This window comes from Fischerella sp., assembly GCF_013388695.1.
Lineage (GTDB): Bacteria > Cyanobacteriota > Cyanobacteriia > Cyanobacteriales > Nostocaceae > PCC9605.
The window spans coordinates 1-22441 of the sequence record NZ_JACAEU010000073.1 but is presented as its reverse complement, the minus strand read 5'-3'; the positions used below and the strand labels follow the sequence as shown (position 1 = coordinate 22441).

Annotated in this window: 18 protein-coding genes and 2 pseudogenes; 11 read left to right on the top strand and 9 right to left on the bottom strand. The window is 41.8% G+C overall.

The window, feature by feature from the left end; genetic code table 11:
* The first annotated feature begins 46 nt into the window (after window positions 1-46).
* Window positions 47-1783 (top strand): S-layer homology domain-containing protein, encoded by a 1737-nt coding sequence (locus HXY43_RS09860; protein ID WP_290882804.1) that lies wholly within the window; start codon window positions 47-49, stop codon window positions 1781-1783.
* A gap of 145 nt (window positions 1784-1928) precedes the next feature.
* On the opposite strand, the gene HXY43_RS09855 is transcribed toward HXY43_RS09860, so the two are convergent.
* A complete protein-coding gene (locus HXY43_RS09855; RefSeq protein ID WP_290882801.1) occupies window positions 1929-2423 on the bottom strand; it encodes a host attachment protein in 495 nt (164 codons plus the stop codon).
* A gap of 318 nt (window positions 2424-2741) precedes the next feature.
* Window positions 2742-3224: an adenosine-specific kinase gene (locus tag HXY43_RS09850; protein WP_290882799.1), complete on the bottom strand. Its 483-nt coding sequence runs from the start codon at window positions 3222-3224 to the stop codon at window positions 2742-2744.
* A gap of 256 nt (window positions 3225-3480) precedes the next feature.
* On the opposite strand from HXY43_RS09850, the gene HXY43_RS09845 reads away from it, so the two are divergent.
* The 4 genes and pseudogenes from HXY43_RS09845 (at window position 3481) to HXY43_RS09830 (ending at window position 9599) form a co-directional block, all read left to right on the top strand.
* The gene (locus HXY43_RS09845; RefSeq protein WP_290882797.1) at window positions 3481-7992 is read left to right on the top strand and encodes a response regulator; all 4512 of its coding nucleotides are present in this window, start codon (window positions 3481-3483) and stop codon (window positions 7990-7992) included.
* The gene (locus tag HXY43_RS09840) at window positions 7979-8359 is read left to right on the top strand and encodes a response regulator (protein WP_290882795.1); all 381 of its coding nucleotides are present in this window, start codon (window positions 7979-7981) and stop codon (window positions 8357-8359) included. The genes HXY43_RS09845 and HXY43_RS09840 overlap by 14 nt, the downstream gene beginning before the upstream one ends.
* Window positions 8360-8600: 241 nt before the next feature.
* Window positions 8601-9119: pseudogene (locus HXY43_RS09835) on the top strand (Hsp20/alpha crystallin family protein); the annotation flags it as partial.
* A 291-nt stretch (window positions 9120-9410) separates the two neighbouring features.
* A complete protein-coding gene (locus HXY43_RS09830) occupies window positions 9411-9599 on the top strand; it encodes a hypothetical protein (RefSeq protein ID WP_290882790.1) in 189 nt (62 codons plus the stop codon).
* A gap of 270 nt (window positions 9600-9869) precedes the next feature.
* On the opposite strand, the gene HXY43_RS09825 is transcribed toward HXY43_RS09830, so the two are convergent.
* The 4 genes from HXY43_RS09825 to HXY43_RS09810 all read right to left on the bottom strand — a co-directional run bounded on the left by HXY43_RS09825 (window position 9870) and on the right by HXY43_RS09810 (window position 12684).
* A complete protein-coding gene (locus HXY43_RS09825; RefSeq protein WP_290882788.1) occupies window positions 9870-10937 on the bottom strand; it encodes an ATP-dependent 6-phosphofructokinase in 1068 nt (355 codons plus the stop codon).
* 12 nt (window positions 10938-10949) lie between these two features.
* Window positions 10950-11144 (bottom strand): DUF2949 domain-containing protein, encoded by a 195-nt coding sequence (locus HXY43_RS09820; protein ID WP_026732634.1) that lies wholly within the window; start codon window positions 11142-11144, stop codon window positions 10950-10952.
* A 141-nt stretch (window positions 11145-11285) separates the two neighbouring features.
* Window positions 11286-11420 (bottom strand): hypothetical protein, encoded by a 135-nt coding sequence (locus tag HXY43_RS09815; RefSeq protein WP_269321026.1) that lies wholly within the window; start codon window positions 11418-11420, stop codon window positions 11286-11288.
* 775 nt (window positions 11421-12195) lie between these two features.
* Entirely contained in the window at window positions 12196-12684 is a 489-nt protein-coding gene (locus tag HXY43_RS09810) for a hypothetical protein (protein ID WP_290882817.1), read from the bottom strand.
* A 172-nt stretch (window positions 12685-12856) separates the two neighbouring features.
* On the opposite strand from HXY43_RS09810, the gene hisD reads away from it, so the two are divergent.
* The 3 genes from hisD to HXY43_RS09795 all read left to right on the top strand — a co-directional run bounded on the left by hisD (window position 12857) and on the right by HXY43_RS09795 (window position 17451).
* Window positions 12857-14137 carry a histidinol dehydrogenase gene (gene hisD, locus HXY43_RS09805; RefSeq protein ID WP_290882783.1) on the top strand — a complete coding sequence of 427 codons (1281 nt, stop codon included), beginning with the start codon at window positions 12857-12859 and terminating at the stop codon, window positions 14135-14137.
* A gap of 891 nt (window positions 14138-15028) precedes the next feature.
* Complete coding sequence (locus HXY43_RS09800) at window positions 15029-16753, top strand: cation:proton antiporter (protein WP_290882781.1); 1725 nt, start codon at window positions 15029-15031, stop codon at window positions 16751-16753.
* Window positions 16754-17187: 434 nt separating this feature from the next.
* Window positions 17188-17451 (top strand): DUF3096 domain-containing protein, encoded by a 264-nt coding sequence (locus HXY43_RS09795; RefSeq protein ID WP_367161476.1) that lies wholly within the window; start codon window positions 17188-17190, stop codon window positions 17449-17451.
* Window positions 17452-17805: 354 nt separating this feature from the next.
* On the opposite strand, the gene HXY43_RS09790 is transcribed toward HXY43_RS09795, so the two are convergent.
* Window positions 17806-18783 (bottom strand): sucrase ferredoxin, encoded by a 978-nt coding sequence (locus tag HXY43_RS09790; RefSeq protein ID WP_290882779.1) that lies wholly within the window; start codon window positions 18781-18783, stop codon window positions 17806-17808.
* Between the two features lie 12 nt (window positions 18784-18795).
* Between HXY43_RS09790 and HXY43_RS09785 the strand changes: the two genes are divergently transcribed.
* The gene (locus tag HXY43_RS09785; RefSeq protein WP_290882778.1) at window positions 18796-18933 is read left to right on the top strand and encodes a hypothetical protein; all 138 of its coding nucleotides are present in this window, start codon (window positions 18796-18798) and stop codon (window positions 18931-18933) included.
* A gap of 10 nt (window positions 18934-18943) precedes the next feature.
* Here the strand turns inward: HXY43_RS09785 and HXY43_RS09780 are convergent, their stop codons facing one another.
* Complete coding sequence (locus HXY43_RS09780) at window positions 18944-19390, bottom strand: hypothetical protein (RefSeq protein WP_290882777.1); 447 nt, start codon at window positions 19388-19390, stop codon at window positions 18944-18946.
* Window positions 19391-20017: 627 nt separating this feature from the next.
* Between HXY43_RS09780 and HXY43_RS09775 the strand changes: the two genes are divergently transcribed.
* The gene (locus tag HXY43_RS09775; protein ID WP_290882776.1) at window positions 20018-20764 is read left to right on the top strand and encodes a Mut7-C RNAse domain-containing protein; all 747 of its coding nucleotides are present in this window, start codon (window positions 20018-20020) and stop codon (window positions 20762-20764) included.
* Window positions 20765-20867: 103 nt separating this feature from the next.
* Window positions 20868-21827, top strand: coding sequence for an ROK family protein (locus HXY43_RS09770; RefSeq protein WP_290882774.1), 960 nt, complete (start codon window positions 20868-20870; stop codon window positions 21825-21827).
* A gap of 315 nt (window positions 21828-22142) precedes the next feature.
* On the opposite strand, the pseudogene HXY43_RS09765 reads toward HXY43_RS09770, so the two are convergent.
* Window positions 22143-22226, bottom strand: a pseudogene (locus HXY43_RS09765) (HAD family phosphatase); the annotation flags it as partial.
* Window positions 22227-22441: the final 215 nt, after the last annotated feature.

Below are 22441 nucleotides of genomic sequence, written 5' to 3'. Positions count from 1 at the left end.
TTGTTGTTGAGTGAAGTGCATCAATTTTGTTGAGGAGGAACTTTTCATGCGTAGTTTATTTGGCTGGTCATTAACGAGTACTACATTGGTAGCTTTTGGAGTCACAGCTACGGCAGCTACCCAAATAATTTCCGCTCCAGCCTCAGCTCAGCTTAATGAGCCAACACCGACAACCCCAACGACACCGACAACTCCAACTACACCGACAACCCCAACGACACCGACAACTCCAACTACACCAACTACACCAGCACCTGCTGTACCAGCACCTACAGCACCAGCACCTGCTGCTGTCTCCTTTCCTGATGTGCCAGCAGATTACTGGGCGCTGCCATTTATTCAAGGTTTAGCAGCAAGAAACATAATCACTGGCTTTCCCGATGGTACATACAAACCAGACCAGCCTGTAACTCGGGCTGAGATTGCTGCCATGTTCCAGAGAGCATTTCAGCTCAATCCAGTTCGGCAGTTACCACCGGAAGGGTTCAGAGATGTGCCTCCGAACTATTGGGCTGCTTCGGCAATTAGGGCTGCCTATGAAGCTGGATTTATGGCGGGTTATCCTAATAACTTGTTTGCGCCCGATCAGACAGTTTCTAAAGTTCAGGCGATCGCTGCTTTAGCTAATGGACTGAATTTAACTCCTACCGACTCCCCAGAAAATATTCTTAATACCTACTATACAGACGTTGGGCAGATCCCATCCTATGCAGTTACTCAGGTAGCAGGTGCAACGCAAGCCAATCTTGTAGTCAATTATCCTGATGTCAAAACGCTCAACCCGCAAGCAGGTTTAACCCGTGCGGAAGCAGCAGCTCATTTATATCAAGCTTTGGTCAGACTGGGACAGTTACCACCACTGCCAACCAATGTTGCAGCCGCCAGTTATATTGTGGGTGGCCCTGGTAGTACTCAACAAGCCGCAGCTGACATTCTTTCGTTGGCTGAGTCTAGTAATAACTTTACAACCCTGATTTCTTTAATCAGAGCAGCAGGTCTAGAGAATGCTCTTAGACAACCAGGCCCGTATACAGTTTTCGCTCCGACCGATCAGGCATTTGCAGCTTTGCCACCGGAAACTCTACAACGCTTACAGCAGCCTGAAAACAGAGAAACGCTGCTCAGGGTTTTAAATTATCATATCGTTCCCAATCAAGTCGCTCCTAACCAACTCTCGACCGGCGATCTCCAAACCCTTGAGCAAAAACCTGTCAATGTTAAAATTGACCCTAATACCAGTCAAATTGCGGTGAACAATGCAGCTGTTCAAGCAAGCGTTCAAGCAAGTAATGGTTATATCTATGCGATTGACAACGTCCTCGTACCGCCTGATGTTTCGCTAGATCTGGATGGTGAACAACAAGCAGAAGCTGTCGCAGCTCCTAGAAACTATATTGGTATTGGTGGCAACATTGGTTTCGGTGGGGATACGGCTCTAGGTAGCGGTAACTTTGCAGTGCTGAGTAAATTTGGTTTGACCAATAATATATCCGTACGACCACAGGCTGTAATTGGAGACGACACTATCGTTCTAGTTCCCATCACTTACGACTTTGCGTTCCAACAAGCAAGTCCCTTTGGTGGAGAAGGCATTTCTATAGCTCCTTTTGCAGGTGCTGGTGTAGCCATTAGCACAAATGGTGACTCCGATTTTGGTTTTCTACTCACTGGTGGTGTAGATTATCCTTTATCTTCGCAATTTATGGTAACAGGTGTTGTCAATGCTGCTTTTGTGGATGAGACAGATGTCGGGATTATGCTTGGAGTGAGTTACAGATTCTAATCGATCTACAGCAGATCTATTGCAAAAGTTACTTTTGCAATAGATCGGTAAAGGTTATAAGGAGAAAAGGGAAAGGGACAAGGAAAAAACTATTTCTTTAACCCTTTCTCTTTTCCTTTTTACTGTCATTAGAGCTTTCCAGTTTTTAACCTGAAGCCTGTTTGCGAATTGGTAGTAAACTTTTGCTAGCTAAGTATTCATAAATTTCTTTGAGCTTGAATTTGCTCAAATCCTTGGCTAAGTCCTGGATCTGTAAGTTTTTAGGTAGTAAAGGTGTAACAACTTCTCGCACGACTCCTAAAATATGCGGTTCTGCTATTAGTAGCAATCGTTGGATGCGCTTACCTTGAGTGAAGTTGAGGATTTCATTACCAATGACTTGAGCAAATCGCCGTTCAAATTCAGTTACATGTTGTTGACGACCATCATCATAGGCGTGGGCTTGACCACTTAAACCTTGATTGCGTCCAGATTTAACATTTGCCCAAAGTTCTTTACCTTGTAGTTCCTTAACTGGATTAAATAGACTTTTGTGTTCAACCAAATTGGGACCAGACTCATATTCTGGTAATTCTGCCTGTTCTAAAGTCAGAAACCTAGCTCTAGTTCCATCTATAACAGCAACCAGGACTTGATTCATTAGTTCACCCCCTTTCTTATTGGGGAATTAACAGTTAAAACAAGGATGAAGAATAAAAAATTTCAGACTAAAGACTTTATTCTTCTCACTTCGGTCTTAAATTAACTAGTTTACTCTATCAATAGCAGAAAAACTTGAGGAAGTTGTGAGGAAATAGAGCTTGGGGGATCAAGAGTAGAATAGTTCTTTAGCTTCTGTGTTAACGTTGACGATCGCTATATTTGTCTCGCTCACTTAGATGACTGATGAATTCGTCTGTGCGATCTAGTTGATGAAGTGAGCGATCGCCTAAAGCTAAAGTTGTATTGACTTCACTACTTAGAGCTTATAACCAATTTTACGCAGAAGCTCTTTCCGGGCTTTGACATCATCAGCACTTTCTACACCTTTGGGTGAAAATCCATCCACAACCCCAACAATGCCACAGCCTTGTTTGGTTTCAGCAACTATCACCTGTACTGGATTTGCTGTAGCACAGTAAATATTACAAACTTCCGGACACTGTTTGATGGCATTCAAAAAGTTGATAGGATACGCATCTTTTAAGAGAATGACAAAGCTGTGACCAGCAGCTAGAGATTGGGCATTTTTTATTGCTACTTCTTGGAGATTTTGATCGTTGCCTGCTACTCGAATTAAGCACGGGCCGGATGCTTCACAGAAAGCGATACCAAATTTTACCTGGGGAGATATTCCTACCATTATTTCATATAAATCTTCCACTGTTTTAATAAAGTGGGTTTGACCAATGATGATATTACTCGCTTCAGGTATTTCCATCGCTACTGATTTAAGTTCCATATTTGTGTATCTCTCTTGTTACAAGAAATTTTGTTTTGGCAATAGTCAATAGTCAATAGTCAAAAAGTTTTTCACTATAGACTTTTGACTGCTTTGTTAAATTTTGTAAACACAGGTTAGAAATTTGTGAAGCAAGATTAACTCTTTTCGGTATCTGTTTGTAAGATCAACATTGATACCATTTATTGAAACTCGGAATTTTAATTCTTCGCGCCCAAAGCTCTTGGTTTTCGTTAATATTATTTAAGTTTTTACAATGAAAATATTAATTGTCGAGGATGACGAGCTTGTCACCCATGTACTTGCCGCTGTCCTTACTAATCACAACTATGCAGTAGAAGTTGCTTTGGATGGTCAGACAGCTTGGGATTTAATCCAAACTTTCGACTACGATCTCATTCTTCTAGATGTAATCTTACCGCAGATAGATGGAATTACTCTCTGTCGTCAAATCAGGTCTCGCGGTTTGCGAATGCCAATTCTATTGTTAACGGGGTGCGATAGCAGTCATGAGAAGGCGATAGGATTGGATGCAGGCGCAGATGACTACCTAGTTAAACCTTTTGACGAAGAGGAATTAGTTGCTCGTATCCGAGCGCTGTTGCGTCGTGGCAATTTAGTATCACAACCAGTCTTAGAATGGGGTGATTTGCGGCTCGATCCCACAAGCTGTGAAGTAACCTATGCTGGAGAGCTACTGTCATTAACTCCTAAAGAATATGCATTATTGGAGTTATTGTTGCGAAATAGTCGCCGAGTGTTCAGCTGCGGCATGATTTTAGAGCATCTTTGGTCTTATGAAGACACACCAGGAGAAGAGGCTGTTCGTACCCACATCAAAGGATTACGGCAAAAATTAAAAGTTGTGGGAGCACCAGGAGATCTGATTGAAACAGTCTATGGCATTGGCTATCGTTTGAAACCACGCAAGGAGGAGGGGGAGAAGGGGAGAGGGGGAGAGGGGGAAAATGTCAGAATTAGCCCATCTCCTATTAGCGAGGAGACTCAACAGCAAACTATTTTTGCGATCGCCGAAGTTTGGAATCGCTTTAAAGGTAAGATTGAAAAACAGGTGGCGCTGCTGGAGCAAGCTGCTGGTGCTGCAAAGTGCAAGGCACTGAATCAAAAACTGCGGAAACAGGCACTACAAGAAGCCCATACGCTGGCAGGCTCTTTAGGGACTTTTGGTTTTTCTGTTGGCTCGAAACTGGCACGCAAAATTGAGCGGTTGCTCAAAGCTAATAAAGCTTTGAACGCGGACGAAACTACTCAGTTGCTTGAGTGGGTTCAGCAATTGCGCCAGGACATTGAGCGTCATGACCAAACCGTGTTATCTTCACTCCCCAATGAAGATGAACATCCTTTGCTGTTGGTGGTTGACAGCGATCGCATCCTTGCTGAACAAATCCAACAAGAATCGGCTAACAGTGGTTTCAGGGTGGCGATCGCCACTAACATCGAAACAGCGAGAAATAAGCTGTACCGAGAACATCCAACCGTGGTGCTGCTAGATCCTAATGTTTCCCCAGATCCCGAGGACAGCTTCAGCTTGCTAGCAGAATTGAAACAGCGTAAACCTCCAGTACCAGTGCTAGTTTTTACTGAGGAAAGCAATTTCAGCAACCGCTTGCAAGTAGCTCGCAATGGCGGACATTCCTTTTTACCAAAGCCGATACCCGTTTCCCAAGTCCTGGAAGCAGTCACTCAAGTCTTGCAAGAGGCTCCTCATGCAGAAGCGCATGTACTGGCTGTAGATGATGACCCGAAGATAGGAGCGCTGTTGCAAATATTACTCAAACCTTGGGGTATTAAAGTTACCACCCTAGAAAACCCGCATCATTTCTGGGAAATTCTGCAAACAGTGGAGCCAGACTTACTCATTCTAGATGTGGAACTTCCAGAAATAAGTGGTATAGAAATTTGCCAAGTAGTACGCAACGACCCGCACTGGAGCGAGTTGCCAATATTGTTTTTGACAGTCCACAGCGATGCTGACATCGTTAATCAGGTTTTTGCAGTTGGTGCAGATGACTTTGTCAGCAAGCCCATAGTCGGGCCAGAACTCGTAACTAGGATTGTCAATCGCCTAGAACGGATTAAGTTACGGCGGCGAATGAGTGAAACTTACCCAAGAATAACAGAAGAGTCAAATGGGAGACATGGGGACGCACAGACAGAAGCGAAACTCAACACCCGCATTCGTCAACAAGCAACTGTAGCGCAATTGGGTCAATCAGCCTTGTTAGGCAAAGACCTCTCTAGCTTGATGGATGAAGCAGTCACACTGGTAGCAGAAAATTTGGGTGTTGAATATTGCAAACTGTTGGAATTGCTTCCTGATGGCAGTTCTCTACTGTTACGATCTGGTGTAGGCTGGCGAGAAGGACTAGTTGGTAAAGCAATTATCAACCTAGATTCTTCTAGTGCTGGTTATACTTTGCAGGTGCAACAGCCGATAATTATCGAACACCTACCTACAGAAACGCGGTTTCAGGGTTCTTTTTTATTACGAGAACATGGTGTAATTAGCGGCTTAAGCGTACCTATTCCCAAACGTAATGGTTCTTATGGTGTTTTGGGTGCGTATACTTCCAAGAAACAAACTTTTACACAACGTGATATTCATTTTGTTCAATCTATCGCCAACGTACTTTCAGCAGCTTTGGAGAGAAAACATACAGAGCAAGCATTACGCCAAGCTAAGGACGAATTGGAATTGCGAGTGGCGGAACGTACAGCTGAGTTAACTAGGATTAACGAGCAACTTCAATTAGAATTAAACCAGCGCCAACGCGCCCAAGAAGAGTTACGGAACTCGCAAGCCAGGTTTGCTGGCATAGTTGCGATTGCAGATAATGCGATTATTTCTATTGATGGCAACCAAAGGATTACTTTGTTTAACCAAGGAGCTGAGAAAATTTTTGGCTACACTGCACAGGAAGTACTGGGACAGCCCTTGGACTTACTCCTGCCATTAAAATACATTGAGGCACATCGGCAGTATGTGGCAGACTTTGGTAGATCCGCAAAAGTCGCTCGCCGGATGGGAGAACGCCGCGAAATTTACGGTCGTCGCAAAGATGGTACAGAATTTCCAGCAGAGGCTTCTATTTCTAAATTAAAACTGGGGGAAGAGACAGTATATACGGTTTACTTGCAAGATATCAGCGATCGCAAGCAAATTGAACGAATGAAAGATGAATTTGTTTCTATTGTCAGTCACGAACTCCGCACGCCCCTGACTTCAATTCATGGTTCATTGGGAATGTTGGCAAGTGGTTTGATTCAGCCAGACTCTGAACAGGGCAAACGCTTGCTGCAAATTGCTGTAGATAGTACGGAACGCTTAGTCAGGTTAATCAACGACATCCTCGACATCGAACGCATCGAGTCGGGCAAAGTCAAGATGGAAAAGCAAACCTGCAACGTTGCCGATCTGATTGCTGAAGCAGTAAACGTCATGCAACCTTTGGCAGATAAAGCAGGAGTTAGCCTATCAGTTTCTAGCTTATCTCAACAGATATGGGCAGATCCCGATCGCATTGTCCAAACCCTGACTAACCTACTCAGTAACGCTATTAAATTCTCACCTGCTGGTTCTACAGTTTGGTTGAGCGCAGAGTTAGGGAATGGGCAAGGGGCACGGGGCATCGAGCATAGAAAAGATCCAATGCCTAATTCCCAATGCCCAATTCCCAATGCCCAATTCCCAACTCTCTATGTCCTTTTCCAGGTGAAAGACACCGGGCGCGGTATTCCAATTGATAAAATTGAAAGTATCTTTGAGCGCTTTCAACAGGTGGATTCTTCGGATGCTCGCAACCATGATGGTACTGGTTTGGGCTTAGCTATTTGTAAGAGTATTGTCCAACAGCATGGAGGTCGTATCTGGGTAGATAGCGAACTAGGCAAGGGTAGTAGTTTTTACTTTAGCTTGCCGATACTAAAGTTTTCTGACACTAGCGATTTAGAACCAAGTACTAGTGATAAATTGCCTTTAGTGTTAGTCTGTGATGACGATCCCGAGATTCGTAAAGAGTTACGAACACTTCTAGAAAAACGGCACTATCGCGTAGTGACGGTGGCTGATGGTGAAGAAGCGATCGCCGCTGCATCTAGCCAACGTCCAGATTTGATTTTATTAGATTTGCTGATGCCCGGTATGAATGGTTGGGAAACAATGGCAGTTCTCAAGGAACGGGTAGATACTCAGGACATTCCCATTATTATTTGTAGTGTCTGCACGCCTACTGATACCAATCAACCAAATCAGGACTTTGTGAACTGGGTAAGTAAGCCTCTGGAAGAAAGCCTACTAGTTCAGTCGTTGCGACAAGCACTGACTAATTCCTCAAAACGAGTCCGCGTACTGCTAGTTGAAGACGATCCTGGCTTGGCAGAAGTTCTGCAAACCCTGTTTGAGCTTCATGATATTGCAACCGTTCATGCCAAAACTGGTAGAGAAGCAATTCGCCTCAGTCAAGAAGTCAATCCTGACTTGCTGATTCTCGACTTAATTTTGCCGGAAGGTGACGGATTTGCAGTGGTGGAATGGTTGCAGCAGCATAATCAACTTTGCAAAATTCCTCTGATGATTTACTCAGCAAGGGAACTAGAAGAATCTGAGAGACAGCGATTGAAGTTAGGACATACTGAATTTCTCAAAAAAGGACAGGTAACACCCCAAGAATTTGAACACCGGGTAATGAACTTACTGCACCAAATTACACAGTATTCCGGTCAGGACGGTAACAATGACAACCAATAAAATTCTGGTAATTGATAACGAGGAATACATTCAAGAAGTTGCCAAAGTTTGCCTGGAAACGGTGGCAGGCTGGGAAGTCGTAACCGCAGGTTCTGGTAAAGAAGGTATCAGTAAGGCTGAGACTAGCCAACCCGATGCAATTTTGCTGGATGTGATGATGCCAGATATGGATGGTTTGACAACCTTTGAGAAGCTACAAGCAAATCCTGCAACCAAAGCTATTCCGGTAATTTTATTAACCGCAAAGATACAAGCTACCGACCGCCGTCGCTATGCTCAATTAGGTATAAAAGCTGCGATCGCTAAACCATTCAATCCTTTAGAATTAGCGACTCAAGTAGCATCAGCATTGGGTTGGAACCTTTAACAAGTCAAAAGTCAAAATAAATACCCACAAAAATTATAAATCATGAACTATAAATATGAAATTTTCATAATTCATAATTCATAATTCATAACTCATCATTTTTTTGATATCCTCACAAGTTCCTCAAATTGTTTACCTATTGTGAAACTAGAGCCAACAGTTACAGTTACAAGCTTAATCCCCATAGCTTCCTTGGCTCAAAACCAAAGTTTTATCATCAGGTGTAAAAAAGGAAGAGGATATGTCTTTAATTCGTTGGCAACCTTTAAGAGAACTGGATACCATACGTCAACAGATGAATCGTCTGTTTGATGAGTGGATGCATCGCGAACAGAGTGAAGGTCTTTTTCCGAAATTAGGTGCGACTTGGGCACCAGCCATTGAACTCAAAGAAACAGATGCAGACATTATCCTAAAAGCTGAAGTTCCAGGTATTGAAGCTAAAGACTTGGATGTGGAAGTCAGTACAGACGCAGTTGCAATTAGTGGAGAATATCAACAAGAAAAACGCGATGAAGACAAAGGCTTAATCCGCTCAGAGTTTCGCTATGGTCAGTTCCAACGGGTAGTACCGTTGCCAGTAGCTGTTAAAAACGATCAGGTCAAAGCGGAATTCAAGAATGGTGTTTTGACACTAACTCTTCCCAAAATTGAGGCGGCTAAACGCAATGTGGTGAAAGTGGATCTCACCGTGCAAGAGGCGGCACGGGAAGCGATGACAAAAGAGCGTCAGCACGAAGAACACTTACAACAAACCATGCAGGCTCGTACTTTAGAAGAGTTGGAAAAATCAAGTGGCAGTGACATTACAGAAGAAGCCAGAGAATCCTTAACCGAACAGCGCCAATATGTAGACCACTTACAAGAAACCATGCAGACTCGTGCTGCTGGAGAAGCAGGCACATCTACTACCAATTAAAATAGTAGAAAGAAAACAATATCTTAAATTTCCCATTCCCTATTCCCCATTCCCCATTACCTTTTCATCCGTCTTGGTATACGTAGTTGATAACTACTGACCAATCTTTGATAAAATTCCGGAGAATCTTCTATGACTAATTCTAATAAGGAAACTACTAAGCAAGGTGGCTTTTGGCAGAAAATAGTAGAAATTCCTCAGAACGTTGTTCGTTATATCTACGCTGGATTCGCAAGAATTTTTGGCCCTAGAGATGACAACTATCCAGAAACAGGAGTACAACCATTTGAGGGAGATCCTCCTAAGAATAAACACCAATAATTTAATTTAATTGAGTTAAGAATCCTGTACTGCTAATCAAGTATAGGAGTTTTTTTTACAAATCATATGAAGTCCGGCTAATTCATGTTCATTAAAAACCCTCACCCCCTGGCCCTCTCCCAACTTGTGAGAGGGGTAGGGGGTGAGGGTAAATACGATAACTAATCAAACGTATTTGATATCAAATGGGCTTCCTAATTTTGTGTACTTCAAAATCAGATTCGTCCGGAAGTTGCAGATGCGATCGCTCTTTATTTTAGTATTTAGTAATTACTTTTTACCCACATAGATACCCATACAACGAGCCGTTTCTACTAAAAAACCATTCGGATCTACAGGTAACGGACTTTTCGCCAAAACTCTTCCCAAAGATACTGGTATCACTCGCCCATTTTGCCAAGCTACCATTAAACCACTTTGCCCAGCAGCTACCAAATCTACTGCTGCTTTGCCAAAAGCTGTAGCTACCAAACGGTCAGAAGCAGAGGGTATACCGCCGCGTTGGATATGTCCCAAAACTGAAACCCGGACATCTATAGGATAGGTACTACAACGCTTAATTTCATCGGCAATATACTGAGTAATACCACAAGCTGGTTTTTCACAGGATGGATTGCAAGAAGAATCCAGAGGAATATGAGCGCCTTCTGCTACTACAATAATTGCAAATCTACGCCAGTTGCGATCGCGCAATTCAGCTAAATGTTGGCAAATTTCCGGAATCGAATAGGGTATTTCGGGGATTAAAATCACATCCGCACCACCTGCAATACCAGCGTGTAGCGCCAGGTGTCCGGCTGTACGTCCCATCACCTCAACAATCATAACGCGATCGTGACTGGCAGCAGTGAAGGTCAGGCGATTCAGAGCATCAACAATTGTATTGACTGCTGTATCAAACCCGACCATTCTTTCTGTTAGTGCGACATCGTTATCAATCGTCTTGGGAATAGCAATGAATTGCCAATTGCCTTGAGATTGCAGTTGGTTGAGAATCCCAAGACTACCATCACCACCAATACCAATTAGTGCATCTAATTCTAAAGCCTGGTAGCCGGCGAGAATCTCATCAACATGAGCTAGGGTATCTCCTTTGTTGATGCTCCCAAGAATCGTTCCTCCTATGCACAGTAAAGGGTCGATCCCATGCAAGTCTAGACCATGCATCGCCAGAGGAATTGCTTTTTGCTCTAGTAGTCCTGTTGTTGCATAGGGAATACCCCATACTTCCCAGCCGTAAGAGAGGGTAGCGTGGCTAACAACTGACCGAATCACGGTGTTAAGTCCTGGACAATCACCGCCACTTGTAAGAATACCAAGACGTTTTTGTGCTTTCATTTTGGCTTAACCTCAAACATTCCCCTGCAACCAGTCGAAAATCCGATCGAGCTGGTTTAATGTTACCAGTCCGTATTGCCACAGAATTATTGGTAACAAAGTTGGAGTCTGCTCGGGATGTCGCAATGCTAATTGCAAATCAGTGTCGGGAATTGCTAAATCCTCCTGCAAAAAACTGAGGAATTGTGCAAGTGTCCTTGGTTCCATACTTGCCACCTCTCTTTTGGCAATACATTGAGGTTAAGCGACAAATCTGAGGAATTTGTGAGGATTTGATGAGATTAAGTTTATTTTTATTTTAAGAATTAGTCACAAATACCCCAGGTCTAGTTTGAACTGGTTTGAGCTTTAAGCAAAGGATACTAAATCCGATTTAATTGACATCTGTCTTGAAAGTTGGGCATAGGGCATGGGGCATTGGGCATTGGAAGAGAGATTTTCATTCTTTGCTGTGCGCCCTGGTGCATGGGAGTCTTGCATCATTTGCAACAGCCTGGAGGCAGGAGCCCACAAATCCTCGTTACCCGGTTCAACTGTGTAATCAGAATTACAAGAATTAGAGCCAGAGGCTCTTACTGAGATGCCGAAAGATATCAATTTAAACCTGTTCAGTCTTCTTTGTGAAATGAGGATTAAAAAGGCGTCACCTCACTCAAAATCAACTCTGTTTTTCTAGCGCCAAAATCAGGTGTGTGTAGGAGAAAATGGAGCATAAAAGACGAGTGCTATTACTCAAGTTAATAGGCATGATACCATTACATCAGTGCTGCTGCACTTTAAGAAATTTTATATTTTCATCATTAATCTTCCTGCTCTAGCATTGCTTGTGCTTGCAAAAACGGTTGCTGATCTTATTCACTGAGCCTTTAATACCTGAGCTTGATTTATTTTAATTTCAAGCTAATAATGCCAGCAATGCAAGGCGTATAAACCATTTGTAGTCAGCAGGAATAATTTACAAAGACGCCCTAGAAGTTCTGGTATTGTTAAAAACATCTTTGCAAACTTTCATGTAATCGCCCCAAAAAGCACTTTCCTTGAGATCGCTTCACGAAAATTTCCAACTTTTTCCTTTTTGACAAGTCAATTATTATAAAAAGCGTCTTTTCTATTGCTCTTGGAAAAATTCAAAAAACTTGATAATCATTATCTCATTCTCTACTACAGCTTTTTCAAAGTTATTAATTTTCTCAAACAGCTGTTTCCATATTTGAAATTTCCTTCATTAAATATGGGAAGTAGTTCAGAGCAAGCACATTCAGCGTTTGTTTGGCTTTTGAAGATTTTTAGTAGGACGCATCGCTTCTCGACCGAGAATAAACATTCCTGCTACGCCCAAGCAAACAAACCAAACATATTGATACCAATATTTTCCGATCTGCTCAACTGGAGTTAGTTCTGGATGCAGGCTGTTTAAGTAGAGTAGTAATAAAACAATCATCAGTGCTCCAAACCCAACGAAACTCAAGCCAACACGAATGCGTGCAGGTCGTAATTCCCAGTCACTAATTTGCTCTAGGTCAATTTCTGCTAGCTCTTTCAAAGATTCTTCTGCTAAAGAAGAGGCCATTTGCAAATTATTACTTATCTTAGGTGGTAAAATAGGCACTAGTGTTGTGACAGTTGGACGACGCAACAAAGCCTCTGTATCTCTGAGCAATTCCAGTGGTTTACGAGAAATGGATGGCTGAGCGAATTTTATATTTTGTGCAGCATTTTTAACGTTTACTTCGCTTTCAAAATCCATAATATGCCTCTTAGTCATTGGTCATTTGTCATTTGTCAAACTTAAGAGTCCAAACTGTTTTAGCTATTGACTATTGACTCTGGACTGTTGACTCTTATTTAATTATTACTCCCGCTTTAAACTAAATATTGACTGTAATATCAAAACGTTCGCTACTTCCGGGAGACTCTCCATGCAGCTACTGAAAACAACCGACAAGGATTTTTCTGTTAGATTCAAAACATTTGTCAATGAGCGAAGAGAAGCAACGGTTGATGTCAGTGGCACAGTACGAGAGATTATCACTGATGTGAAAGAGCGTGGTGATGCAGCAATCAAGGAATATACTAGTCGTTTCGACCACTACAGCCCCGAGTCTTTTCGTTTGAGCGATCGCTTTATTGTTGAGCAAGCAGCCCAATGTCCCAATCATGTCAAGACAGCATTAGAAACTGCTGCCGATCGCATTGCTGCTTTTCATCACAAACAACTACCGCAAAATATCGCCTACACCGATGAAGTGGGCGTGAAGCTAGGTTTAAATTGGGTAGCTTTATCTACAGTAGGAATTTACGTACCCGGAGGACGGGCAAGTTACCCCAGTTCTCTATTGATGAATGCGCTACCTGCCAAAATTGTTGGGGTAGAACGAATTGTCATGACAGTACCGATGCCTCGTGGTGAAATTAATCCTGCGGTATTAGCAGCTGCCCAAGTAGCAGGTGTTACCGAAATCTACGGTATTGGTGGAGCGCAAGCTGTAGCAGCCTTAGCCTACGGTACAGAAACCATTGCCCCTGTTGATAAAATTGTCGGGCCTGGGAATGCTTACGTTGCTGAAGCCAAACGCCAGGTATTCGGCAGGGTTGGAATTGACAGTATCGCTGGCCCTTCAGAAATCTTAGTAGTAGCCGATAGCAAGAACAACCCAGAGTGGATTGCTTGGGATTTACTCTCGCAAGCAGAACACGATCCTAGCGCCCAGTCAATTTTGATTACTGATTCAGAAACTTTTGCCGAAAAAGCGATCGCAGCAGTTGCAGAAATTCTCAAAACCTTGCCCACCAAAGAAGTAGCTAGTGCAAGTTGGGAAAAACATGGTGCGGTGATTATTGTCAGCAATTTAGAAGAAAGCATTCCTCTGTTGAATCAACTAGCGCCAGAACACGTGGAATTGTGCGTAGACGAACCACAATTGCTTGCCAATCAGATTCGTTGTGCTGGTAGTATGTTTTTAGGACGCCACACCCCAGAAGCAATTGGTGATTATGTCGGCGGCCCCAATCATGTGTTACCTACCGCACGTTCAGCTCGCTTTGCTTCCGGCTTGAGTGTGTATGATTTTATGAAGCGAATTACTTCTTTGCAATGCGATGAACAAGCATTACAAACCATAGGCAAAGCAGCGATTACCCTTGCAGAAGCAGAAGGTTTACCAGCTCATGCAGGTAGTGTAGCAGTGAGGTTGCTTTGAAGAGTCAAGAGTCAAGAGTCAAGAGTTAGTGGTTAGTGGTTAGTTGTTGGTTGTTGGTTGTTGGTTGTCTCCCCACTTTCCCCCTCTCCCACTCCCCACATCTCCCCACCTTCTTGTATTAGTATTTCTGCTCATTGATAAATAGGTAGAAAAATTAAGTTATTTGTACCCCAATCGGGAATTACCCTTAAACGTGGTGATGTATTAGTAAGGTCTTCAACAATCGCCTTGTCGGTAATTACATAACAACCTAGGAGGTTGGCGATGGAAGGTATTCTCATTACCATTTTGTTAGCAGCCTATATCATCGTCATGAAAAAGCAGATCAAACAAGTCGAGCCTTCATCAGATGACAATTCCAGTGGAGTAGTCGCTGAAAAATAGCTTTTTTGGCGGCATTTTTAGCCATAATATATTCATTTTTGTCAGGGTAAAGCATTTGTGTCACAAACGTGTAAGGGAGAACACAAGCCGGATTGCAAATGTTTTGCCCTATCTTTTATGTCAAAGCCTAATAGTCCACCACACTAATTTTGATAGGTTCGTAGTGTAGACGCTCGTAAGAGCGGCTTCCCGAAGGGTGGGCTTTAGCCCTCATTTAAGCACGCTTGCTGCTTACTACGAACTCCTTTAGCATGTCAAAATCTTTGTGGCAGACTACTAATAGCTAATTAAGTAGGCAGAAATAAAATTAGCTCTGTAAATAAGTATTAAGAAATTTTTTCTAACGACTAAAAGCTATAATGCAAAGTTATGTTGATTTGCACTAATCTACTTAACTATTTGTCTAAAATTATTGTCTAAATTGTTTCTATATTGCCCAGATAAATATTCTGATGTCGAGTTAGCCTGAGAGAGTAACTCACACAGGTTTAGCAACTAACGTAAAACATGGCAACTGGGCAAAATTTGATTTTGGATCTCACCATCGTCTTGGGGGCTGCGGCGCTGGGAGGTTATCTGGCAAATCGACTACGTCAACCGGTTTTGCTTGGCTATTTAGTAAGTGGACTGGTTGTAGGGCCTTTTGGTTTCAAGCTATTAAGCGAAATTACCCAAATTAAATCTTTAGCAGAAATTGGTGTTGCCTTTTTGCTGTTTGCCTTGGGTGTGGAATTCTCTTTGGCAGAATTGAAACGAGTCAAGGACATTGCCCTACGAGGAAGTCTGCTGCAAATTGGACTGACAATTGTGCTGGTAGCATTTGTAACTGTGATTATGGGCTGGGCATCGGGTCTTTCTCAGGGAATTTTTCTAGGCGCAGTTCTTTCTCTTTCTTCGACAGCAGTAGTATTGAAAACACTGATAGAAAAAAGTGAAATTAATACACTACATGGTCAAATTATGCTGGCAATTTTAATTGCTCAGGATTTGGCTTTGGGTTTGATATTAGCTATTTTGCCTGCCCTGAAGCAACCAGAAAATATAGGCTGGTCACTTGGCATTGCTATTCTAAAAGTCTTAGTTTTTGTTGCAGTGGCGATCGCGTTAAGTCGATGGATAGTGCCCCGCCTAATTGCCAGTGTTGCTGCTACCGAAAGTAATGAATTGTTTCTATTAGCGGTAATTTCCTTATGCTTGGGGGTTGCTTTAGTTACAGCTGGGCTTGGTCTTTCGCTGGCGATGGGGGCATTTGTTGCTGGGTTAATGATTTCTGAGATTGATCATGCCGATCAAGCACTGTCTAAAGTTTTGCCTCTACGTGATACCTTTGCTAGTCTTTTTTTCGCCTCAATTGGTATGCTGATCGATCCAGGTATTCTCTTAGAAAACTTAGGACTAATTATAGGATTAGTGACACTGGTCATGTTAGGCAAAGCTGCTATTGTTTTGCCGATTGTTCTCAGCTTTGGCTATTCCCTCAAAACTGCTGTTATCGTTAGTTTTGGTATCAATCAAATTGGTGAATTTTCTTTTGTATTAGCCCTGACAGGTTTGAGATTGGAACTTATCTCGCAACAAACTTATCTGTTGCTTTTAGGAACAACAGCAATTACCCTGGTGTTAACTCCCACGTGGCTTAATATTGCACCTAGCTTGGGAGATAGCTTCACCCGCATGCCCTTACTGGCGAACTTCTGGCGGCGGTTTTCCACACCAAAAACCCTATCGATGCCAGAAAAAATCAGCGGTCATGTAGTCGTAGCAGGTTACGGAAGAGTTGGGCAAGTAATTGTTAAGATTTTACAAAGTCAAGGTTATCAAGTTTTAGTAATTGAGAATAGTGAAGCAGCGGTGCAAAGATTGCGGTTTCACAAAATCCCTTATATTTTTGGTGATGCTGATTCCGAGTTAGTGCTGGAAAAAGCCCATTTGGAAACAGCAAAAGCCTTGGCAATTGCCCTACCAGATCCGGCTAGTACTAGGTTGCTTCTCAAACGTGCCTTAGCAATAGCACCTGGATTGGATGTCATTGCGCGATCGCACTCTGACAGCGAAATTGATCTTTTAACTCAGATGGGTGCAAAAGAAGTAGTGCAACCGGAATTTGAAGCAGCACTTGAAGTGGGAAACCATCTCCTCAAAAGCTTAGGTGCACCAGAAAGTCATATTCAGGCTGTCATTAATGCCATTCGCAAAGATCGATACTTGAGTATTCGACCAGAGAAAGAATGACTCATAACATTTCACGTTAATAATGATACATATAAATCCTGTAGAGACGTTGCATGCAACGTCTCTACTCTACAACAAAATATGTTTATGCCTAATACCATTTCTATGTGAAGATGCACATTATTATTAGCCTGCGTAGGCAGGCTTTGTATGTGTAGCCCTAGGCTTATAACCTGTGGGGATAATATGCAGCCTCATAGAGAATTGGTATAAAGGAAATTGGTATCAGCTAGCGAAATTAGCGCGATCGCAATTTAAAAATAAAATCTCCCCTTGAGCGGTGAGGGGAGTGTTAGAGTGTTCTGAAAATTAGACCTACCGCGAATATCCTAGCAACATTAACTATAGTTGGAATCGGTATTAGAAGAAGACAATTATGTATTTGCCAACCTGCTGAAAACCTCTTGTTTAACAAGCTTTAACCTTGCTCTATTATGGAGCTATACCCTAAGTGGGGTGTTCTTCTTCTTGAAGTAATATTAGGAATTAATCGCTATTTTACTAAGTTAGCTATGTTTTATCTGCCAATTCTGCTTGCCCAACAAACTCATACACTTCAGGTAAGTGTTAATATTAATGGAATAGTTGCTCTGATAGCAGGAATACTGATTCTCATCCTTCCCAGATTGCTTAACTTCATTGTGGCAATATATCTAATAATTATTGGGCTTGTGCAGATTTTTAACCTGCGTATTTAATATAACGATAAAAGCCTCAAAGTCATAAGTACACGATCGCATTTTGCTTTCTGTGGATTAATTGCTGTCACAAATCAGGTAGGAGTTGGCAGTCGTTTCACAGGACGCTTAAACGCCAGTGTATCTAGTTAATGCTGAGAAAAGTGGCGATCGCGCGCACTACCCTAACCTTTCCCCTACCTGAGTGTACTGTCAACTATATTTTGCTTGGTTTATAGCTGCAAACTGATTCAATTGTAAGCGCGAAATTGAGCAAGGACTAATGCGCTAAAGATTTGATTGCAGGTAATTAAACAGACATAATTTCACGGACTTGGAGGAAATCTTGGAATTATCTGGATATACCCGAATTTCTTAAGCACTAAAAGTGACAAAATTAGTAGAAGTTAACCAAAGACTGGCTACTGCGTATTTAGCAAACACTAACTCTTGCTTGGCATTACAGGAACCCTTAAGTTTCACAGTTTGTGTTTCGTCTTTGACTAACCTAGCCTGATAATTATATTGGGAACCATCAGGTTTTTCAAAAGTTAGCTCAGCGCGAATCGTGTTTTTGTCTGCACTTGGCTCGATCATTCTACCTGCGACTTTATAATTAAACCAATCCCAACCATAACGAAAGATAAGTTCTCTTTCCAGAACTTGAATTGAGTTTGGTAAAATTCCCCAGCCGCGATAGACTTTTTGCAAGGATGTAATATCGCCAGTGCGAGTCAATATCGATTTAAATAGTTCTTCATCGAGATTGCCGTAATATCTGCCTTCTGGAAAGTCTATTACCGTTGGTGCAAAACGATGTCCGCCAAAGTGACTAGATTTCCAAATTCGTACATTCTCCAAATTTAAATCAGCAACAGTAGTTGTTGCATGGAAATGAAAGGGATTACCATATCTAGAGCAGCATTTATCATGACTGCCATGAGTACACACTAATATATCTCTTGTTGCAGTTGATTCTATTTCATAACTTGGGTTTCTACCCCACAAATATTTCTTGACAACAGCTGCTACTTGCTGGATATTTTCTAACCTATACTCTCGCTTGCTATAACCATGACTCAACCCTTCTTGTTTTTGATAGATCAAAAGGGTTGTATAGTCTGATTTATGCGAAAAACTATTAGCAATTAAGAGAAATTTTATCGGCAGTCTTGCACGTTTAACCTCCTCTACTAAAATCCGCAAATTCTCTGGAACCCATTTAGAATGAAAAGCTTCTGATACCCAAGGTGTAGGACACTCAACTAAGACGTAAGTTTGGTGATTGGAAGCACTACCAATAATATCTTCTCCTGCTTTTCGCGAATTATCAGAACAAAAGAAAGTATTCATCTAGACGTAGTGATGGATGTACTTGAAGAACAAAGGATATTACAAACAGAGATGGTACTTATAGTTACAATCTCCCCAGAAAAACCGCTTGCTATTGCGATCGGCTACAAAATCACGTCTGGGCTAGCAAGCGAGAGAAAACGAGAATAATAGCGATTTTTCAGCCCAATCCTGGTAGCCTCGTTATAACATCATTTCCAGTCAAAGTTTGTGCTGTAAATAAATTTTTTAGAAAAGGGCTTAGCCTTACTTGTAAAAATAATTCCTTTATTGCAACTAGCAATTGTAAAATTTTTACTAGCTGCAAATGAGGATTTTTCAACTGTATTTTAGCCGCGAAAGTAGCCAATTTTATAATGAGTTGCTTTACCCAGTTGCTAGGGAAATTAGCATCTTCTAGGATTTTTTTGATGAAGTTCGCATTTGCGCTTTCATCTGAGTATTTCAAGTCAATAAATTTGAAAATAAACGTGAACTGTTCCCTAGTAATTAGGTGAGTAAATTGATTTTCTTCCTCCGTAAATATAATTACTGATTTAGGTATGGCATTCTTAGTTAAGAATTTTTTGCCATTATCTAATTTAAATTTATCACCAAAAACACACATATTGCAAATTATTCTCAATTATTTCTGAAAAAAAAGAAAAGCAAATTAAATGATGAGTAAGGTTCAACAGTTAAACCTTAAACACATTGATTTTGAAGTTAATGAAAATATTAATAATTACTTATTGGTCAGGGTACTACCATAAGAAGTATTTTTACCCAGTATCTTTGGTTTGATTTAAATCACCCCATCAGGTGTTTTTACCTCCTAATGAATATACTAGCAATCGAACACGAGCATCTGCTTCTACTCTAACCGAACTTAATTATAATGCAAATTTTTACTAATACTTCTAGTATCGGCGAATTTCTTGAATTTGCTATAAGCTAGTAATATCATAGTTAACAAGCGTTTAAAAGTAGGGAAAGCTGAGATTATCAACGCTTTTAGCTCGTGAGCTAAAAGATAAAGATTATCAATATGTCAAAAATAATTGCAAATAACCTCATAAATTTCTGTAAACTGAGAGGTTTTTGTTGTCACTCTTTACAAACAAAAGCAGATGATGAATTATTGCCAGCAACGTGCTTTGTTACCTACTTATCTTCTAGTTTTCACGCTAATGACCCAGTTTTTATCTATAAAAGTTACTATGGTGAACATAGAAAAAGTCGATGATTTGTTGCTATGGCTAAGGCAACTTTCCATTTTCATGCAGAATTAAATGATTTTCTTCCACCATATAAAAGGCAGGTGAAAATTGAGCATTTTTATGGGGAAAGAGCCTCTATTAAGGATATGATTGAGGCTCTTGGTGTTCCCCATCCTGAAGTTGATTATATTGAGGTGAACGGAAAACCAGTTAATTTTTCTTACATTGTTCAAGATGGAGACATCATCAATGTCTATCCTATTTCCATAGTGACAGACATGCCTGTTTTGAGCCTAGTGCGACCTAAACCGTTAAATATCATCCGCTTTGTGTTAGATATTCACTTAGGGAAATTGGCATCATCTCTACGATTATTAGGCTTTGACACGTTATACCGGAATGATTATGACGATCCAGAATTAGCAGATATTTCTAGCACTCAAAGACGAATTCTTTTAACACGCGACAAAGGTCTTTTGATGCGGAGTGTAGTTACTTATGGCTACTACGTCAGAAATACTGACCCGCAGCAACAAATAGTGGAAGTATTGCGGCGTTTCGATTTATTTAAACTAGCATCGCCTTTTCAACGATGTCTGCGTTGCAATGGTACTTTACAACCTGTGACAAAGCAAGTCGTTATCGACCAGTTGCCAGAAAACGTGCTGTTGTCCACTGATGAGTTTCATCGCTGTCAAGACTGTGCTCAGATTTATTGGAAAGGATCGCATTATCAACGCTTACAACAATTTATTAATGGTGTGCTTGATTTTAGTGATTAGTAGTTAATGGTTGTTGTTTGTTGTATGTTGTTTGTTGTTTGTTGTTTGAACCATCAACCAACAACTGACAACGATCAACCAACACCGAATAACTAAAAAGACCGTGACATTAATCTTAGCGCTTGATTTTGGTGGTACTAAGCTAGCAGCGGCGGTGGTGAATGCAGCATCTTCCCAAAAATGGCTGGGTTACGAACGTCGCTTTTCGCCTGGGAATGGAAATGCTAGCACGGACTTAGAAATTATGCGATCGCTCATCCATTCTCTATTGCAAAGAGGGAAACCCGCTGCTATTGGTGTTAGTTTTGGCGGCCCTGTCAACGCAACTACAGGTACGGTAAGGCGATCGCATCATGTCCCTGGATGGGAAAATATACCCTTGCAGCAGTTGTTGGCAGAGGAATATGGCGTCCCTGTGAGTGTTGATAACGATGCTAACGTCGCAGCGTTAGGCGAATATCGTTATGGTGCAGGTCAAGGGCATGATAGCTTGTTTTACATTACCGTCAGTACTGGCGTTGGCGGTGGTTGGATACTCAACCGCAGGCCTTGGCGTGGTGCGGAAGGCATGGCAGGAGAAATTGGACACATGGTTGTTAACCCCAACGGGCCTGTATGTTTGTGTGGCAAGCGGGGATGTGTGGAAAGGTTGGCATCGGGGCCTTATATGGCGCAGGATGCTAGAGATGTTTTGGAAAAGGAAGCACCAAGACGCCAAGTAGGAGAAATAATTCGAGGTTTAGTAGAAGATAATTTGCAGTTGATTACAGGAGCGGTGCTGAGTGAAGCAGCAGCATTGGGGGATGAATTGGCTAAGGCATTTCTAGACAGATCGGCTTGGGCGCTGGGGGTGGGTATTGGTAATGTCGCAAATTTGATTAACCCAGAAAGGTTTGTATTGGGTGGCGGTGTAACGAAAGCGGGGAAGATATGGTGGAGTGTACTGCAAAAAACAGCACGCCAAACAGCGTTACCAGAGGTGAATTTTGAGATTGTTCCGGCGGCGTTAGGAGATGATGCGCCATTATGGGGGGCGGTGGCTTTGGCGGAGGAGTTCGTCTAATGTGAATTCACTTTACATTCACAGGGAATCTGTCAGCAACATTCCAATTGTTTTTGGAAAAGCCTACGCCAACAGATGACACAAATGCTAAGTACAGCTTTGCGTAAAATCGTAGTGTTTTTAAACGCAGAGGGGCGCAGAGGCAGCGCAGAGGAACGCAGAGTATTTCTAAGGATAATTCGCTATGAATTAATGAAATACTGTACTAAGCGAACGATCTATCAGTGTTTATCTGTGTCCACCCCCCTCATTCCCCCCTACAAAAGCTTACGCGATCGCGCGAAGTGCAGATCCCAAACTATAAGTCTGTTAGTTAAGCATTTCCCGCCAAGCTATGTAGTGTACGGGGTCAGTGTTGGCAATTGTTCCATCTAGGTCAAAAAGAATTGCTGCCAGCATAGGTTCACCAATGTTAAATAATATTAAGTTTATTAACATAGTTTACATTGTTTTTGAGACTGAACGATAGTTTTTTCTATTCATCAGAGCAAAAACTAAGTAAATCGGGGAGAAAATTTATAAGTATGTAACAGAATGTTAAACAGAAGAATTGGAGTTAAATCTGACACGTTGTGTACTGTAGTTTCCCTTTTCTCCTCTTGTTTGAACTCCAT

Excerpts from the sequence above, each read along its gene's own strand:
- HXY43_RS09860 (WP_290882804.1), top strand. The coding sequence starts at position 47 with ATGCGTAGTTTATTTGGCTGGTCATTAACGAGTACTACATTGGTAGCT.
- HXY43_RS09855 (WP_290882801.1), bottom strand. The coding sequence starts at position 2,423 with ATGAATCAAGTCCTGGTTGCTGTTATAGATGGAACTAGAGCTAGGTTT.
- HXY43_RS09850 (WP_290882799.1), bottom strand. The coding sequence starts at position 3,224 with ATGGAACTTAAATCAGTAGCGATGGAAATACCTGAAGCGAGTAATATC.
- HXY43_RS09845 (WP_290882797.1), top strand. The coding sequence starts at position 3,481 with ATGAAAATATTAATTGTCGAGGATGACGAGCTTGTCACCCATGTACTT.
- HXY43_RS09840 (WP_290882795.1), top strand. The coding sequence starts at position 7,979 with ATGACAACCAATAAAATTCTGGTAATTGATAACGAGGAATACATTCAA.
- HXY43_RS09830 (WP_290882790.1), top strand. The coding sequence starts at position 9,411 with ATGACTAATTCTAATAAGGAAACTACTAAGCAAGGTGGCTTTTGGCAG.
- HXY43_RS09825 (WP_290882788.1), bottom strand. The coding sequence starts at position 10,937 with ATGAAAGCACAAAAACGTCTTGGTATTCTTACAAGTGGCGGTGATTGT.
- HXY43_RS09820 (WP_026732634.1), bottom strand. The coding sequence starts at position 11,144 with ATGGAACCAAGGACACTTGCACAATTCCTCAGTTTTTTGCAGGAGGAT.
- HXY43_RS09815 (WP_269321026.1), bottom strand. The coding sequence starts at position 11,420 with ATGATGCAAGACTCCCATGCACCAGGGCGCACAGCAAAGAATGAAAAT.
- HXY43_RS09810 (WP_290882817.1), bottom strand. The coding sequence starts at position 12,684 with ATGGATTTTGAAAGCGAAGTAAACGTTAAAAATGCTGCACAAAATATA.
- hisD (WP_290882783.1), top strand. The coding sequence starts at position 12,857 with ATGCAGCTACTGAAAACAACCGACAAGGATTTTTCTGTTAGATTCAAA.
- HXY43_RS09800 (WP_290882781.1), top strand. The coding sequence starts at position 15,029 with ATGGCAACTGGGCAAAATTTGATTTTGGATCTCACCATCGTCTTGGGG.
- HXY43_RS09795 (WP_367161476.1), top strand. The coding sequence starts at position 17,188 with ATGGAGCTATACCCTAAGTGGGGTGTTCTTCTTCTTGAAGTAATATTA.
- HXY43_RS09790 (WP_290882779.1), bottom strand. The coding sequence starts at position 18,783 with ATGAATACTTTCTTTTGTTCTGATAATTCGCGAAAAGCAGGAGAAGAT.
- HXY43_RS09785 (WP_290882778.1), top strand. The coding sequence starts at position 18,796 with ATGGATGTACTTGAAGAACAAAGGATATTACAAACAGAGATGGTACTT.
- HXY43_RS09780 (WP_290882777.1), bottom strand. The coding sequence starts at position 19,390 with ATGTGTGTTTTTGGTGATAAATTTAAATTAGATAATGGCAAAAAATTC.
- HXY43_RS09775 (WP_290882776.1), top strand. The coding sequence starts at position 20,018 with ATGGCTAAGGCAACTTTCCATTTTCATGCAGAATTAAATGATTTTCTT.